This window comes from Psychrobacter sp. SC65A.3 (assembly GCF_025642195.1).
GTDB classification, from domain to species: Bacteria; Pseudomonadota; Gammaproteobacteria; order Pseudomonadales; family Moraxellaceae; genus Psychrobacter; species Psychrobacter cryohalolentis.
Genome location: NZ_CP106752.1, coordinates 28,180 through 44,473, shown reverse-complemented (window position 1 = coordinate 44,473; position 16,294 = coordinate 28,180). Strand labels below are relative to the sequence as shown.

At 45.8% G+C, this 16,294-nt stretch carries 7 protein-coding genes, 4 tRNA genes and 5 rRNA genes; 4 read left to right on the top strand and 12 right to left on the bottom strand.

From position 1 onward, the window contains the following. The first annotated feature begins 62 nt into the window (after window positions 1-62). From OEG80_RS00195 to OEG80_RS00185, 3 genes are all read left to right on the top strand, one after another. A complete protein-coding gene (locus OEG80_RS00195; RefSeq protein WP_020444503.1) occupies window positions 63-875 on the top strand; it encodes an SDR family NAD(P)-dependent oxidoreductase in 813 nt (270 codons plus the stop codon). Between the two features lie 111 nt (window positions 876-986). Continuing rightward, complete coding sequence (locus OEG80_RS00190; protein WP_263241012.1) at window positions 987-1,505, top strand: helix-turn-helix domain-containing protein; 519 nt, start codon at window positions 987-989, stop codon at window positions 1,503-1,505. Continuing rightward, a complete protein-coding gene (locus tag OEG80_RS00185) occupies window positions 1,493-2,332 on the top strand; it encodes an IS3 family transposase (RefSeq protein WP_263242436.1) in 840 nt (279 codons plus the stop codon). The genes OEG80_RS00190 and OEG80_RS00185 overlap by 13 nt, the downstream gene beginning before the upstream one ends. Window positions 2,333-2,408: 76 nt before the next feature. Here OEG80_RS00185 and OEG80_RS00180 read toward each other — a convergent pair whose 3' ends face one another. From OEG80_RS00180 to OEG80_RS00170, 3 genes are all read right to left on the bottom strand, one after another. Next, window positions 2,409-3,104: a lysophospholipid acyltransferase family protein gene (locus OEG80_RS00180; RefSeq protein ID WP_263241197.1), complete on the bottom strand. Its 696-nt coding sequence runs from the start codon at window positions 3,102-3,104 to the stop codon at window positions 2,409-2,411. Window positions 3,105-3,238: 134 nt separating this feature from the next. Continuing rightward, entirely contained in the window at window positions 3,239-5,125 is a 1,887-nt protein-coding gene (gene parE / locus OEG80_RS00175) for a DNA topoisomerase IV subunit B (protein ID WP_263241196.1), read from the bottom strand. A 110-nt stretch (window positions 5,126-5,235) separates the two neighbouring features. Next, window positions 5,236-5,889: a YqiA/YcfP family alpha/beta fold hydrolase gene (locus OEG80_RS00170; RefSeq protein WP_263241195.1), complete on the bottom strand. Its 654-nt coding sequence runs from the start codon at window positions 5,887-5,889 to the stop codon at window positions 5,236-5,238. A gap of 189 nt (window positions 5,890-6,078) precedes the next feature. On the opposite strand from OEG80_RS00170, the gene OEG80_RS00165 reads away from it, so the two are divergent. Next, the gene (locus OEG80_RS00165) at window positions 6,079-6,339 is read left to right on the top strand and encodes a DUF1289 domain-containing protein (protein ID WP_263241194.1); all 261 of its coding nucleotides are present in this window, start codon (window positions 6,079-6,081) and stop codon (window positions 6,337-6,339) included. Between the two features lie 144 nt (window positions 6,340-6,483). Here the strand turns inward: OEG80_RS00165 and rrf (OEG80_RS00160) are convergent. The 9 genes from rrf (OEG80_RS00160) to OEG80_RS00120 form a co-directional block, all read right to left on the bottom strand. After that, window positions 6,484-6,597: ribosomal RNA gene (gene rrf / locus OEG80_RS00160) — 5S ribosomal RNA — on the bottom strand. Window positions 6,598-6,779: 182 nt separating this feature from the next. Beyond that, window positions 6,780-9,641: ribosomal RNA gene (locus tag OEG80_RS00155) — 23S ribosomal RNA — on the bottom strand. A 349-nt stretch (window positions 9,642-9,990) separates the two neighbouring features. Further along, a tRNA-Ala gene (locus tag OEG80_RS00150) sits at window positions 9,991-10,066 on the bottom strand. A gap of 6 nt (window positions 10,067-10,072) precedes the next feature. Next, window positions 10,073-10,149 (bottom strand) — tRNA-Ile (locus OEG80_RS00145). 85 nt (window positions 10,150-10,234) lie between these two features. Then, window positions 10,235-11,773, bottom strand: a 16S ribosomal RNA gene (locus OEG80_RS00140). An 841-nt stretch (window positions 11,774-12,614) separates the two neighbouring features. Continuing rightward, window positions 12,615-12,728, bottom strand: a 5S ribosomal RNA gene (rrf, locus tag OEG80_RS00135). A gap of 182 nt (window positions 12,729-12,910) precedes the next feature. After that, window positions 12,911-15,772: ribosomal RNA gene (locus OEG80_RS00130) — 23S ribosomal RNA — on the bottom strand. Together the 16S, 23S and 5S rRNA genes with 4 tRNA genes alongside form the textbook arrangement of a ribosomal RNA operon. Before the next feature lie 349 nt (window positions 15,773-16,121). Beyond that, window positions 16,122-16,197, bottom strand: a tRNA-Ala gene (locus OEG80_RS00125). 6 nt (window positions 16,198-16,203) lie between these two features. Then, a tRNA-Ile gene (locus OEG80_RS00120) sits at window positions 16,204-16,280 on the bottom strand. Window positions 16,281-16,294: the final 14 nt, after the last annotated feature.

Below are 16,294 nucleotides of genomic sequence, written 5' to 3'. Positions count from 1 at the left end.
CAATATAATTAGCCCATTTATGTATCAAATAACTCTCTGATGATAACAAGGACTTGCCCATCATGAAACGCTTTAAAGAGAAAACAGTCGTCGTAACAGGTGCCGACTCACATATCGGTCGTGCAACCGCCATTCGATTTGCGAATGAAGGTGCTAATGTCATACTCGTCGGACGCTCGACCGATACATTAAATCAAATCACTGAAGGGTTTCCACAAGACCGTACATGGATTCATACCGACAACTTTTTAACCATTGCTTGTGACATTGGTGTTGAGAGCCAAGTACAAGAGATGATAAAAAGAGTCATCGATAAGTTTGAAACAATCGATATATTGGTGAATAACGCAGCACAAACGACGCAAGGCAGAAATAGTGGGCTATCTACTGAACAGAAGAGTCCGGCTGTTGATGACTATTTAAGTGAAACCTTGTATGTCTGTCAGACGGCTATGCCTTACTTAATACAGAGTAAAGGTAGTATCATTAACGTTCCTTCATTTGCAGCTTGTAGTAGCGATCAGAGTGCAGCGACTTATGATGCTGCCACCTCAGGTATTACTGATTTGACCCGTACGTTGGCTTCGGCACACAGCGCAGACGGCGTGCGCGTTAATGCAGTAAATCCAAGCGTCACTCAGTCTGATATATCAGATGCGATTCAAAACACCGATATTCAAAATACTGATATAACAGATCTTCAAGCAAATATAGATGAATCATCAGATAATAGTCCATTAGGACGCTGTGCCACACCAAACGATATTGCCGCGGTGATTACTTTCTTAGCAAGCGATGATGCTGCCATGATTACTGGTACCAATTTGCCCGTCGATGGCGGTGTAAGCACTTCTAACCGTCAGCTACCTTTATAACTTTATAAAGCCTTAATGTGTAAGGGCTCAAGATTAATAAGCGCAAACAAAAAAACCCAGCTAGATTGAACCGACCCCCATAAGTTGGACACAACTTATGGGGGTATTTTTATGCGTTACGATCTAGACTTTAAGATGCAAGTCATCGCATACTATCGGCAAGGACATACCGGACTTGCCACAAGTGAGAAGTTTAAAGTAGATTCGAAACTTGTACAAAAATGGGTTAAGCAATACCAAAGCGGTGGTATAGACGCGATCAAGCCAAAGACAAGTAAGGCCAAATACAGCAGTGGGTTTAAATACAAAGTGATTACGACCATGCTGACGCAAGGATTAAGTCAATCCGAGGTCGCTTTAACATTTAACATCAGCTCACCGGCGCTAATCAGTCATTGGCACAAAGCATATCGACAACAAGGCATGTCTGGCCTAATATCCAAACCCAAAGGTAGAACCGCCATGAGTAAACCCTTTATCACAGACAAACCAGATGATGAGAAAACCTTAGCAGAGCTTAAGCGTGAGAATGAGTACCTACGTGCAGAGAACGCCTACCTAAAAAAGCTCGATGCCTTGCTCAAAGCGGAGGAACAAGCAGGCAAAAAGCAAGGCTCATCGAAGCACTAAGACAAGCGCACCCTTTATCTGCTTTGCTAAACATCGCTAAGATGGCTAAGAGTGTCTTTTACTACCATAGGTGCCAGTTTGACGTTAAAGACAAATATGCAGACTTAAAACAGCGTATTGCTAAGCTGTATCATAAGCACAAAGGCAGGTATGGCTATCGCAGAATAACGGCCGCGCTAAAGCAGTTAGATTGTCATCATAACCATAAGCTCATCGCTAAGCTTATACATGACATGACCCTTAGCGCAAAGATAAGACGTCAGAAGTATCGCTCCTATAAAGGACAACAAGGTAAGATTGCGAAGAACTATTTAAAACGCCAGTTTCATGCAGATAAACCAAATAAGCGCTGGCTGACCGATATTACTGAGTTTAAGGTCGGTGATGATAAGCTGTATTTGTCACCCATACTTGATTGTTATAACAATGAGATTGTCAGTTATACACTCTCAAAGAGACCCACTTATGACTTAGTTGGCAAGATGCTAGAGGATGCTTTGGCAAAGACGAAAGCGTGCCGTGATAACAAGTTAATGCTGCACTCTGATCAAGGATGGCATTATCAAATGAGACTGTTTGGACAGGTGCTGAAACAGCATGGTATTAAGCAAAGTATGAGCAGAAAAGGCAACTGTTTGGATAATGCGCTCATGGAGGGGTTCTTTGGTACCCTAAAGTGTGAGACGATTTATATTGAAAAGCCTAATTCGATTGAAGGTTTAGAGAAACAGATTCATGAGTATATTCACTACTATAATCATGAAAGAATTCAACTCAAACTAAAAGGACTGAGTCCTGTTAAGTACAGAACTCAGTCCTTGATATAAACTAAACCGTCCAACATTTGGGGGTCAGTTCATATCAGGGGTTTTTTATAAATATAATCCGCTACTACTTAAAAAACTACTCCGCTGATTTATTAACGTCCTGTAGCGGCTGCGATAAACGCTCAGGATGTCTTGGAATTACACCTTGATATTGAGCATATATTTTTGGCAAGTCGGCTTCGATATCTCCGGTAGGATAGACCAAAGGCATAAAGCGTATCTCTTTGGTATTGTAATCCAGCGCCACTGGCAAGATTGGCACACCGGCACCCACTGCTAAATAATAAAAGCCTGACTTCCAATTTTTGGTGTACTGACGCGTACCTTCTGGCGACAACCCCAAAAATAATGGCTCACCTGTTTTAAATTTATCAATACTCGCTTGTAATACGGAGCCTTTATTACGGCGATCAATCGGCACAATACCTATCCAATGCAGCAACTGTGCAAGGACCGGCACCTTAAATAAGGTGTGTTTGCCCATAATACTGATTTTCAAATCGAGCGCAAACAAACTGGGTATCGCATATACACCGTCGATATTTGATGTATGCGGAAGCGCTAGCACCACCGCCTGTGGAATATTTGCTATCTCACCAACGGTACGCCAGCCTGCCGCTTTTAACAATGCAGACGCAATCACTGGTGCAATCTTGTTGCCGCGTCTAGGAACCAAATTCCCAAGCTGTTTTTTATTGAGACTTGGTAATATTTTAGAGCGTGGCGGCTTAGCACTGTTAGCATTAGAGCGATTAAATAATTTTGATGTCATAACGGCACCATGTAGTAGAAGATATCCATATAATACCATTAAGCTGGTATCACTAATCTGGATTTTACATGCTTTTGTTATGTTATAGCTTACTCAATCATGATTATAAATAACGCTAAGCGTCCTAAAAATAGCTATGAGATATCGGCTAGATTACCTTTATCTTCTAGCCATATCTTACGATCAGCAGCACGCTTTTTGGCTAGCAGCATATCCATCACACTGTTGGTTAGTACCATGTCATCCATATCCAATTGGACTAGACGGCGTGTATCACGGTTCATGGTCGTTTCACGCAGCTGCTCGGCACTCATCTCACCCAAGCCTTTAAAACGTGTGATTTGGGCTTTTTTATTGCCCGGTACATTGGCTAAAATATGCTGAAGCTCGGTTTCATCTAACGCATAATGCACTTCTTTAGCCACATCGACGCGATAGAGTGGCGGCATTGCGACAAATAAATGACCAGCATCGACTAAGGCAGGAAAGTGCTTCACGAATAGCGCACAGATCAAGGTAGCAATATGCAGTCCATCAGAATCGGCATCCGCTAGGATGCATACCTTGTCATAACGTAGCTCAGATAAATCGTCAGATGCCGGATCAACGCCAATGGCAATCGCAATATCATGAATTTCTTGACTCGAGAGCACTGTATCTGATGAGACCTCCCACGTATTTAAAATCTTACCACGCAAGGGTAGAATCGCTTGGTAATGACGATCACGTGCTTGCTTCGCACTACCACCCGCAGAATCCCCTTCTACCAAAAACAGCTCAGCCCCATCACGCAAATCACCGCGGCAATCTGCCAATTTACCGGGCAATGCTGGCCCCTGAGTGATTTTCTTACGAGCGACTTTTTTTGCCGATTTTAAACGACGTCCTGCTTTGTTAATTGCCAATTCGGCAATTTGCGTACCCATATCGGCATGTTGGTTTAGCCAAAGACTAAAGGCATCTTTTGCCAATGTCTGCACGGCTCCTGCAGCCTCACGGCTAGATAAGCGCTCTTTGGTCTGTCCAGAAAACTGCGGCTCAGAGAACTTAAGAGACAGGATATAGTTCACCCCATCCCAGACATCTTCTGCGGTTAGCTTTACACTACGCGGTAGTAAATTATGGATATCGCAGAACTCACGCAAGGCTTCTAAAATACCCGTGCGCAGTCCATTGACGTGCGTACCGCCCTGAGCTGTAGGAATCAGGTTTACATAGCTTTCTTGAATTGGCGTCCCACCATCAGGCAACCAAGACAAGGCAAAGGTAATAGCAGCACGTTCGCCCGCTTTCGCATCGTAATTATAATAAAACGGTGCTTCAGGCAATGTCTCAAGACCATCTAATTGTTCATTTAAATACTCGACCACCCCATCGGTAAACTGCCAAACCACCTTTTCATCATTGATATCATCGGTGAATTCAATCGTCAGTCCAGCTGCTAGCACCGCTTTGGCTTTCAAATTATGCTTGAGCTGCTTTACATTAAATTTTGGCGTATCAAAGAAACTACCATCTGCCCAAAAATGTACTCTAGTACCACGTTTGCGCTTATTTGAGCTGACCGCTTCGGTCAACGGCGTAACGGGCGCACCATTTTCAAACGCCATATCAAACTGTGTGCTATCACGCCATACCGTAACCTCAACACGCGTTGATAGCGCATTGACGACAGAGATACCCACGCCATGCAAGCCACCTGACACCTCATAATTGGAGGTCGAAAACTTCCCACCTGCATGTAAGCGGGTCAAAATCAGCTCAATCCCTGATTGGTTAAATTCAGGATGAATATCCGTTGGCATACCGCGTCCATCATCTTCGACAGACAACGACCCATCACTATGCAGTTGCACTTTGATGGTTTTAGCATAACCCGCTAACGCCTCATCAACCGAGTTATCAATGACCTCTTGCGCCAAATGGTTCGGGCGCGTGGTATCGGTGTACATACCTGGACGACGACGGACTGGCTCAAGACCTTCTAAAACTTCTAACGATTGCGCATTATATTGACTCACAAATGCATCCTTAACGATTCATGTCTGATTAATTCTATTGAACCATTATAACCAAAAATAGCGACGGTAACGCTAATTGTCGGTCGCTCACGTCAGATAATGTCGCCTGTTTAAACCCGTATTAAATCTTGTAGCATATATATCACCATTGGCAACTGTTTATCAAAGTCACTAAACCTATGATCACCACCGGCTTGCATCGTTACTGTTACTCCCTGTTCTTTATAAAATTGTTTAGACAGTTTGGGATTTAACAGCTCATCGCCATCTTTGATTAATACAGAAATTTTATCAGGATAATTTACTGCTAAAAGTTGATGGTCTGCAAACCATTGTAAATCTGAGGGAGTAATATTCCAGCCGCCCGCCGTCGTATGCAGGACTTTATTATTAGGTAACCCATCACTGCTATCTCGATTTGATATCGATGTATTATAAAAACGCTGTAAGGTGATATGAGGCTGAGTACTGGGATTTAGCAGTAACGCTGGGCAGCCTATATGGTTGCTTATTAATGTGGAAAAATAACCACCTAATGAGCTACCGATCAGCACCGTATTGGAAGAGTCAGCCTCTGCATCTTTACCATTATTTAAACCTTCTATCAATAACAACAGCTGCTCACACACTTGCGCAGGCGATTTATTCAAATCGGGGCGTAATATATTGATATCAGGATGATGACGCTGGCAGTATTTTTCTAACAGCACCCCTTTGGTAGAGTTGGCATCACTGTCCAGTCCATGGATATAAATCAGGTTCACGTATCATCTCACTTATTAATTTTGTTATGATTATCTTATATAGGCTATCAAAGCCAAGCATAGCACCCGCTAGACAAAAGTAATAACAATAAAACAGCACACTATAAGTCAGTATTTGCGACATAAGAATATTGTCATAGTGATTGTATGCAGGTCAAAGGAATGACGGTAAATAGCAATGGAGTCGCCATGAACCAACAGTTTGAGCTGTTCGACATTGACAACCCTTGTATCGGTGTCTGTCAAAGCAACAAAAAAGGCTATTGCTTTGGTTGCCTGCGTAGTCGAACGGAACGCCAACGATGGCATAATATGACCACAGAGCAGCAACGCGAAGTGCTGAGGCTTATCGCAGGACGTAAACAACGTATAAAACAAATGAGACAGCGTAAGGATGAACAGTTAGGATTTGATTTTGAAGACACAGCAGAAGCAGGTAAGCTTTTCTAAAAAGCTCATGATAACGCCTCACTAGGATACGTACTCTAAACTGAATAAATCAGCGCGATTATCCGATAAACACCACCCAGCCCAAACTCCAGCCAAAAGAAAACCCCCAACGAATTAACGTTGGGGGTTTATCTAGGAATAGAGAGCTGACGATGACCTACTCTCACATGGGCGAACCACACTACCATTGGCGCGACGATGTTTCACTTCTGAGTTCGGGAAGGGATCAGGTGGTTCCATCGTGCTATTGTCGTCAGCAAAGGGGGTTAGATATGAGTCTGTTATTATTGTTTTGACGTCAAGATATTATCTATTGGTCGACCAACTTGTAACCTAACTGAATCAAGGTTAAAGGTGATATCGAAATTATATATATTCTATAGCCTAGGCTATACAAGATAGATTAATTAGAGCTTTCATACAAACCACTTGGGTGTTGTATGGTCAAGCCAAACGAGCAATTAGTACAGGTTAGCTACACACATCGCTGTGCTTCCACACCCTGCCTATCAACGTCGTAGTCTTCAACGGCTCTTTAGGGAAATCTAATCTTGAGGTGGGCTTCTCGCTTAGATGCTTTCAGCGATTATCCCATCCGAACGTAGCTACCGGGCAATGCCACTGGCGTGACAACCCGAACACCAGAGGTTCGTCCACTCTGGTCCTCTCGTACTAGGAGCAGATCCTCTCAAATTTCCAACGCCCACGGTAGATAGGGACCGAACTGTCTCACGACGTTCTAAACCCAGCTCGCGTACCTCTTTAAATGGCGAACAGCCATACCCTTAGGACCTGCTTCAGCCCTAGGATGAGATGAGCCGACATCGAGGTGCCAAACACCGCCGTCGATATGAACTCTTGGGCGGTATCAGCCTGTTATCCCCAGAGTACCTTTTATCCGTTGAGCGATGGCCCTTCCATACAGAACCACCGGATCACTAAGACCTACTTTCGTACCTGCTCGACTTGTGGGTCTCGCAGTTAAGCGCGCTTTTGCCTTTATACTCTACGACCGATTTCCGACCGGTCTGAGCGCACCTTCGTACTCCTCCGTTACTCTTTAGGAGGAGACCGCCCCAGTCAAACTACCCACCATACATTGTCCTCGGTATTGTTATACCTGAGTTAGAACCCCAACATGACCAGGGTGGTATTTCAAGATTGGCTCCACAAACACTAGCGTGTCTGCTTCAAAGCCTCCCACCTATCCTGCACAAGTCAGGTCAAAGTTCAATGTAAAGCTGTAGTAAAGGTTCACGGGGTCTTTCCGTCTAGCCGCGGGTACACAGCATCTTCACTGCGATTTCGATTTCACTGAGTCTCTGCTGGAGACAGCGCTGCCATCATTATGTCATTCGTGCAGGTCGGAACTTACCCGACAAGGAATTTCGCTACCTTAGGACCGTTATAGTTACGGCCGCCGTTTACTGGGGCTTCGATCAAGAGCTTCGCTTACGCTAACCCCATCAATTAACCTTCCAGCACCGGGCAGACATCACACCCTATACGTCCACTTTCGTGTTTGCAGAGTGCTGTGTTTTTAATAAACAGTTGCAGCAGCCTGGTATCTGCGACTGCCAACAGCTCAAGGAGCAAGTCCTATCACCATCGGCAGCGTACCTTCTCCCGAAGTTACGGTACCATTTTGCCTAGTTCCTTCAGCAGAGTTCTCTCAAGCGCCTTGGTATTCTCTACCTGATCACCTGTGTCGGTTTAGGGTACGATTCGTTTATAACTATTGCTTAGAAGCTTTTCCTGGAAGCATGGTATTTGCCACTTCGCTGTACAAGTACAGCTTGCTATCAGATCTCAGCATAATGACAGTCCGGATTTGCCTAAACTGTCTGCCTACATCCTTTCACCTGGACAACCAACGCCAGGCTGACATAACCTACTCCGTCCCTCCATCGCATTATAAACAAGTATCGGAATATTAACCGATTTCCCATCGACTACGCCTTTCGGCCTCGCCTTAGGGGTCGACTCACCCAGCCCCGATTAACGTTGGACTGGAACCCTTGATCTTCCGGCGTGCGAGCTTTTCACTCGCATTATCGTTACTCACGTCAGCATTCGCTCTTGTGATACCTCCAGCATGCCTTACGACACACCTTCACAGGCTTACACAACGCTCCCCTACCACTTGAAAACAAATTCAAATCCGCAGCTTCGGCTCCTAGTTTGAGCCCCGTTACATCTTCCGCGCGGGCCGACTCGACTAGTGAGCTATTACGCTTTCTTTAAAGGATGGCTGCTTCTAAGCCAACCTCCTAGCTGTCTATGCCTTCCCACCTCGTTTCCCACTTAACTAGGAATTTGGGGCCTTAGCTGGCGGTCTGGGTTGTTTCCCTCTCCACAATGGACGTTAGCACCCACTGTGTGTCTCCCGGATATCACTCATCGGTATTCGGAGTTTGCATCGGTTTGGTAAGTCGGTATGACCCCCTAGCCGAAACAGTGCTCTACCCCCAATGGTGTTCGTCCGAGGCGCTACCTAAATAGCTTTCGGGGAGAACCAGCTATCACCGAGTTTGATTAGCCTTTCACCCCTATCCACAAGTCATCCCCTAGCTTTTCAACGATAGTGGGTTCGGTCCTCCGGTGCCTGTTACGGCACTTTCAACCTGCTCATGGATAGATCACTCGGTTTCGGGTCTATGCCCTGCAACTAAACGCCCTATTAAGACTCGGTTTCCCTACGGCTCCCCTAAACGGTTAACCTTGCTACAGAACATAAGTCGCTGACCCATTATACAAAAGGTACGCGGTCACCCTAATAAATTAAGGCTCCCACTGCTTGTACGCACACGGTTTCAGGTTCTATTTCACTCCCCTCACAGGGGTTCTTTTCGCCTTTCCCTCACGGTACTGGTTCACTATCGGTCAGTCAGGAGTATTTAGCCTTGGAGGATGGTCCCCCCATCTTCAAACAGGATTTCTCGTGTCCCGCCCTACTTAATATGTTAACGCTAATGTTTCGAATACAGGACTATCACCTACTACGGTCAGCTTTCCCACGCTGTTCTTCTACATTAGCATTAATCGGCTTCTCCCCGTTCGCTCGCCGCTACTTGGGGAATCTCATTTGATGTCTTTTCCTAAGGGTACTGAGATGTTTCACTTCCCCTCGTTTGCCTCTTGTACAAGTACAAGATACCTACCTTATGGTAGGTGGGTTTCCCCATTCAGAAATCTCCGGATCACAGGATATTGCCGCCTCCCCGAAGCTTATCGCAGGCTGTCACGTCTTTCATCGCCTCTGACTGCCAAGGCATCCACCATGTGCGCTTCATTACTTGACCATACAACCCCAAGTAGTCTCTCGACCGCTAAGTGTTGTAAAGCCTAATTATGATAACGATATCACCTAATTTTATACGCTTGATTCAGTTCTCTTTACTTTTTTAATAACTCACCACTGGGATAACAACTGATGTCGTTAAGTAGTGAGTTATTAAGGTTAGAAACAACGCGTGAACACGTGTTCCTAACCCAGACTCATATCTATGTTTTTAAATAGTCTCTGTGCTCTCGTCGAGTCACAGATTCTGTATAAAACAGAAAGAAGTAATCTTGTCTTTGTTAAGACGAATCACTTGTTTCTATTTGATACCTATTTATTTATTAGCATCTAAAGAATAGTTTATTATGTGGTGGAGCCAAACGGAGTCGAACCGTTGACCTCCTGCGTGCAAGGCAGGCGCTCTACCAACTGAGCTATGGCCCCTAATAATGGTAGGCCTGGGCAGACTTGAACTGCCGACCCCCGCGTTATCAACACGGTGCTCTAACCAGCTGAGCTACAGGCCTGTGCGAGGCATATACCTCTAGCTAATAAACTAGCTTAAACTAAAGAACAACTTGTTGTGAATTCTTGCTGACCGAATGCCATCTATAAGGAGGTGATCCAGCCGCAGGTTCCCCTACGGCTACCTTGTTACGACTTCACCCCAGTCATCAACCACACCGTGGTGAACGCTCCCCCGAAGGTTAAGCTATCCACTTCTGGTGCAATCAACTCCCATGGTGTGACGGGCGGTGTGTACAAGGCCCGGGAACGTATTCACCGCGGCATTCTGATCCGCGATTACTAGCGATTCCTACTTCATGGAGTCGAGTTGCAGACTCCAATCTGGACTACGATAGGCTTTTTGAGATTCGCATCACATCGCTGTGTAGCTGCCCTCTGTACCTACCATTGTAGCACGTGTGTAGCCCTGGTCGTAAGGGCCATGATGACTTGACGTCGTCCCCGCCTTCCTCCAGTTTGTCACTGGCAGTATCCTTAGAGTTCCCGGCTTAACCCGCTGGTAACTAAGGACAAGGGTTGCGCTCGTTGCGGGACTTAACCCAACATCTCACGACACGAGCTGACGACAGCCATGCAGCACCTGTATTCTAATTCCCGAAGGCACTCCCGCATCTCTGCAGGATTCTAGATATGTCAAGACCAGGTAAGGTTCTTCGCGTTGCATCGAATTAAACCACATGCTCCACCGCTTGTGCGGGCCCCCGTCAATTCATTTGAGTTTTAACCTTGCGGCCGTACTCCCCAGGCGGTCTACTTATTGCGTTAGCTGCGTCACTAAGTCCTCAAGGGACCCAACGACTAGTAGACATCGTTTACGGCGTGGACTACCAGGGTATCTAATCCTGTTTGCTACCCACGCTTTCGAGCCTCAGTGTCAGTATTATGCCAGAAGGCTGCCTTCGCCATCGGTATTCCTCCAGATCTCTACGCATTTCACCGCTACACCTGGAATTCTACCTTCCTCTCACATACTCTAGCTCAACAGTATCAGATGCAGTTCCCAGGTTGAGCCCGGGGATTTCACATCTGACTTATCGAGCCACCTACGCTCCCTTTACGCCCAGTAATTCCGATTAACGCTTGCACCCTCTGTATTACCGCGGCTGCTGGCACAGAGTTAGCCGGTGCTTATTCTGCAGCTAATGTCATCGTCCGTGGGTATTAACCACGGAGTCTTCTTCACTGCTTAAAGTGCTTTACAACCAAAAGGCCTTCTTCACACACGCGGCATGGCTGGATCAGGGTTTCCCCCATTGTCCAATATTCCCCACTGCTGCCTCCCGTAGGAGTCCGGGCCGTGTCTCAGTCCCGGTGTGGCTGATCATCCTCTCAGACCAGCTACAGATCGTCGCCATGGTAGGCCTTTACCCCACCATCTAGCTAATCCGACTTAGGCTCATCTAATAGCGAGAGCAGTAAACTGCCCCCTTTCTCCCGTAGGTCGTATGCGGTATTAATACGAGTTTCCCCGTGCTATCCCCCACTACTAGGTAGATTCCTAAGTATTACTCACCCGTCCGCCGCTCGACGCCTGATAGCAAGCTATCATCGTTTCCGCTCGACTTGCATGTGTTAAGCCTGCCGCCAGCGTTCAATCTGAGCCATGATCAAACTCTTCAGTTTAATCTTGCTATGAAGTCCTTTAAAGAGACTTCTAAACTTGGCTCATCTAATCTGGCAAAATCGCTAAAAATTATGTTCGTAATGAATTAACTTTGAGTTTTTTTACTGTCTTAAATGATAATTTTTATAGTTAGAATCCTATCGAAAAGATAGTCAACCAACTTTATTTTTTAGCATTCTGAATCAGCAAAAATCCACACAAGTTGTTCTTTAGTTATGCTTTTAAATAATGTCTCTAACTGTCGTCCAGTAAGAGTATTCTTACTAAATATGCTAAACCAATCTGGCTTATCCTATTTAGCGAGCTGACCATCATATCATGTTTTAATAGTCTGTCAACTTCTTTTCTTAATTTGTTTCAACTCGGTAATCTAAGTGATAAGTTGGTTAACTTATTGCCTAGCTTCCTTTGCTGTGGGGCGTATTATATAGATTCTGACTGGGGTGTCAACTGCTTTATTAAAGGTTTTTAAACTAATTTGAGCAGAGTTTAAATAGTCGATAGTTTTCAATGGGTTAGAGAAAATATTTATTTGGATGACTTTAGCTCTAACTGGTAAAGAATTATATAGATCGTCTATTTAGCTGAAATTTGACCGCTTTAAGATTGTTATGAACTTGGATAGGGCTTTGAAAGTGCTGTTACGAAGCTTATTTAATCAGTTAAATAAGTAATGAGATTTAAAAAAACAGCCTTAAACCCGTCTGTAATCCATAGCTTCTAGTTTTTAACATTTCAAACAAATTGTGAAACCCACGTATTTTCACCTCTGCCGTTCCAAACTCCAGCCAAAAGAAAACCCCCAACGAATTAACGTTGGGGGTTTATCTAGGAATAGAGAGCTGACGATGACCTACTCTCACATGGGCGAACCACACTACCATTGGCGCGACGATGTTTCACTTCTGAGTTCGGGAAGGGATCAGGTGGTTCCATCGTGCTATTGTCGTCAGCAAAGGGGGTTAGATATGAGTCTGTTATTATTGTTTTGACGTCAAGATATTATCTATTGGTCGACCAACTTGTAACCTAACTGAATCAAGGTTAAAGGTGATATCGAAATTATATATATTCTATAGCCTAGGCTATACAAGATAGATTAATTAGAGCTTTCATACAAACCACTTGGGTGTTGTATGGTCAAGCCAAACGAGCAATTAGTACAGGTTAGCTACACACATCGCTGTGCTTCCACACCCTGCCTATCAACGTCGTAGTCTTCAACGGCTCTTTAGGGAAATCTAATCTTGAGGTGGGCTTCTCGCTTAGATGCTTTCAGCGATTATCCCATCCGAACGTAGCTACCGGGCAATGCCACTGGCGTGACAACCCGAACACCAGAGGTTCGTCCACTCTGGTCCTCTCGTACTAGGAGCAGATCCTCTCAAATTTCCAACGCCCACGGTAGATAGGGACCGAACTGTCTCACGACGTTCTAAACCCAGCTCGCGTACCTCTTTAAATGGCGAACAGCCATACCCTTAGGACCTGCTTCAGCCCTAGGATGAGATGAGCCGACATCGAGGTGCCAAACACCGCCGTCGATATGAACTCTTGGGCGGTATCAGCCTGTTATCCCCAGAGTACCTTTTATCCGTTGAGCGATGGCCCTTCCATACAGAACCACCGGATCACTAAGACCTACTTTCGTACCTGCTCGACTTGTGGGTCTCGCAGTTAAGCGCGCTTTTGCCTTTATACTCTACGACCGATTTCCGACCGGTCTGAGCGCACCTTCGTACTCCTCCGTTACTCTTTAGGAGGAGACCGCCCCAGTCAAACTACCCACCATACATTGTCCTCGGTATTGTTATACCTGAGTTAGAACCCCAACATGACCAGGGTGGTATTTCAAGATTGGCTCCACAAACACTAGCGTGTCTGCTTCAAAGCCTCCCACCTATCCTGCACAAGTCAGGTCAAAGTTCAATGTAAAGCTGTAGTAAAGGTTCACGGGGTCTTTCCGTCTAGCCGCGGGTACACAGCATCTTCACTGCGATTTCGATTTCACTGAGTCTCTGCTGGAGACAGCGCTGCCATCATTATGTCATTCGTGCAGGTCGGAACTTACCCGACAAGGAATTTCGCTACCTTAGGACCGTTATAGTTACGGCCGCCGTTTACTGGGGCTTCGATCAAGAGCTTCGCTTACGCTAACCCCATCAATTAACCTTCCAGCACCGGGCAGACATCACACCCTATACGTCCACTTTCGTGTTTGCAGAGTGCTGTGTTTTTAATAAACAGTTGCAGCAGCCTGGTATCTGCGACTGCCAACAGCTCAAGGAGCAAGTCCTATCACCATCGGCAGCGTACCTTCTCCCGAAGTTACGGTACCATTTTGCCTAGTTCCTTCAGCAGAGTTCTCTCAAGCGCCTTGGTATTCTCTACCTGATCACCTGTGTCGGTTTAGGGTACGATTCGTTTATAACTATTGCTTAGAAGCTTTTCCTGGAAGCATGGTATTTGCCACTTCGCTGTACAAGTACAGCTTGCTATCAGATCTCAGCATAATGACAGTCCGGATTTGCCTAAACTGTCTGCCTACATCCTTTCACCTGGACAACCAACGCCAGGCTGACATAACCTACTCCGTCCCTCCATCGCATTATAAACAAGTATCGGAATATTAACCGATTTCCCATCGACTACGCCTTTCGGCCTCGCCTTAGGGGTCGACTCACCCAGCCCCGATTAACGTTGGACTGGAACCCTTGATCTTCCGGCGTGCGAGCTTTTCACTCGCATTATCGTTACTCACGTCAGCATTCGCTCTTGTGATACCTCCAGCATGCCTTACGACACACCTTCACAGGCTTACACAACGCTCCCCTACCACTTGAAAACAAATTCAAATCCGCAGCTTCGGCTCCTAGTTTGAGCCCCGTTACATCTTCCGCGCGGGCCGACTCGACTAGTGAGCTATTACGCTTTCTTTAAAGGATGGCTGCTTCTAAGCCAACCTCCTAGCTGTCTATGCCTTCCCACCTCGTTTCCCACTTAACTAGGAATTTGGGGCCTTAGCTGGCGGTCTGGGTTGTTTCCCTCTCCACAATGGACGTTAGCACCCACTGTGTGTCTCCCGGATATCACTCATCGGTATTCGGAGTTTGCATCGGTTTGGTAAGTCGGTATGACCCCCTAGCCGAAACAGTGCTCTACCCCCAATGGTGTTCGTCCGAGGCGCTACCTAAATAGCTTTCGGGGAGAACCAGCTATCACCGAGTTTGATTAGCCTTTCACCCCTATCCACAAGTCATCCCCTAGCTTTTCAACGATAGTGGGTTCGGTCCTCCGGTGCCTGTTACGGCACTTTCAACCTGCTCATGGATAGATCACTCGGTTTCGGGTCTATGCCCTGCAACTAAACGCCCTATTAAGACTCGGTTTCCCTACGGCTCCCCTAAACGGTTAACCTTGCTACAGAACATAAGTCGCTGACCCATTATACAAAAGGTACGCGGTCACCCTAATAAATTAAGGCTCCCACTGCTTGTACGCACACGGTTTCAGGTTCTATTTCACTCCCCTCACAGGGGTTCTTTTCGCCTTTCCCTCACGGTACTGGTTCACTATCGGTCAGTCAGGAGTATTTAGCCTTGGAGGATGGTCCCCCCATCTTCAAACAGGATTTCTCGTGTCCCGCCCTACTTAATATGTTAACGCTAATGTTTCGAATACAGGACTATCACCTACTACGGTCAGCTTTCCCACGCTGTTCTTCTACATTAGCATTAATCGGCTTCTCCCCGTTCGCTCGCCGCTACTTGGGGAATCTCATTTGATGTCTTTTCCTAAGGGTACTGAGATGTTTCACTTCCCCTCGTTTGCCTCTTGTACAAGTACAAGATACCTACCTTATGGTAGGTGGGTTTCCCCATTCAGAAATCTCCGGATCACAGGATATTGCCGCCTCCCCGAAGCTTATCGCAGGCTGTCACGTCTTTCATCGCCTCTGACTGCCAAGGCATCCACCATGTGCGCTTCATTACTTGACCATACAACCCCAAGTAGTCTCTCGACCGCTAAGTGTTGTAAAGCCTAATTATGATAACGATATCACCTAATTTTATACGCTTGATTCAGTTCTCTTTACTTTTTTAATAACTCACCACTGGGATAACAACTGATGTCGTTAAGTAGTGAGTTATTAAGGTTAGAAACAACGCGTGAACACGTGTTCCTAACCCAGACTCATATCTATGTTTTTAAATAGTCTCTGTGCTCTCGTCGAGTCACAGATTCTGTATAAAACAGAAAGAAGTAATCTTGTCTTTGTTAAGACGAATCACTTGTTTCTATTTGATACCTATTTATTTATTAGCATCTAAAGAATAGTTTATTATGTGGTGGAGCCAAACGGAGTCGAACCGTTGACCTCCTGCGTGCAAGGCAGGCGCTCTACCAACTGAGCTATGGCCCCTAATAATGGTAGGCCTGGGCAGACTTGAACTGCCGACCCCCGCGTTATCAACACGGTGCTCTAACCAGCTGAGCTACAGGCCTGTGCGAGGCATATA

What these genes read in the sequence shown, in the direction of transcription:
- OEG80_RS00195 (WP_020444503.1), top strand. Translation starts at nt 63, where the DNA reads ATGAAACGCTTTAAAGAGAAAACAGTCGTCGTAACAGGTGCCGACTCA.
- OEG80_RS00180 (WP_263241197.1), bottom strand. Translation starts at nt 3,104, where the DNA reads ATGACATCAAAATTATTTAATCGCTCTAATGCTAACAGTGCTAAGCCG.
- OEG80_RS00165 (WP_263241194.1), top strand. Translation starts at nt 6,079, where the DNA reads ATGAACCAACAGTTTGAGCTGTTCGACATTGACAACCCTTGTATCGGT.
- OEG80_RS00190 (WP_263241012.1), top strand. Translation starts at nt 987, where the DNA reads ATGCGTTACGATCTAGACTTTAAGATGCAAGTCATCGCATACTATCGG.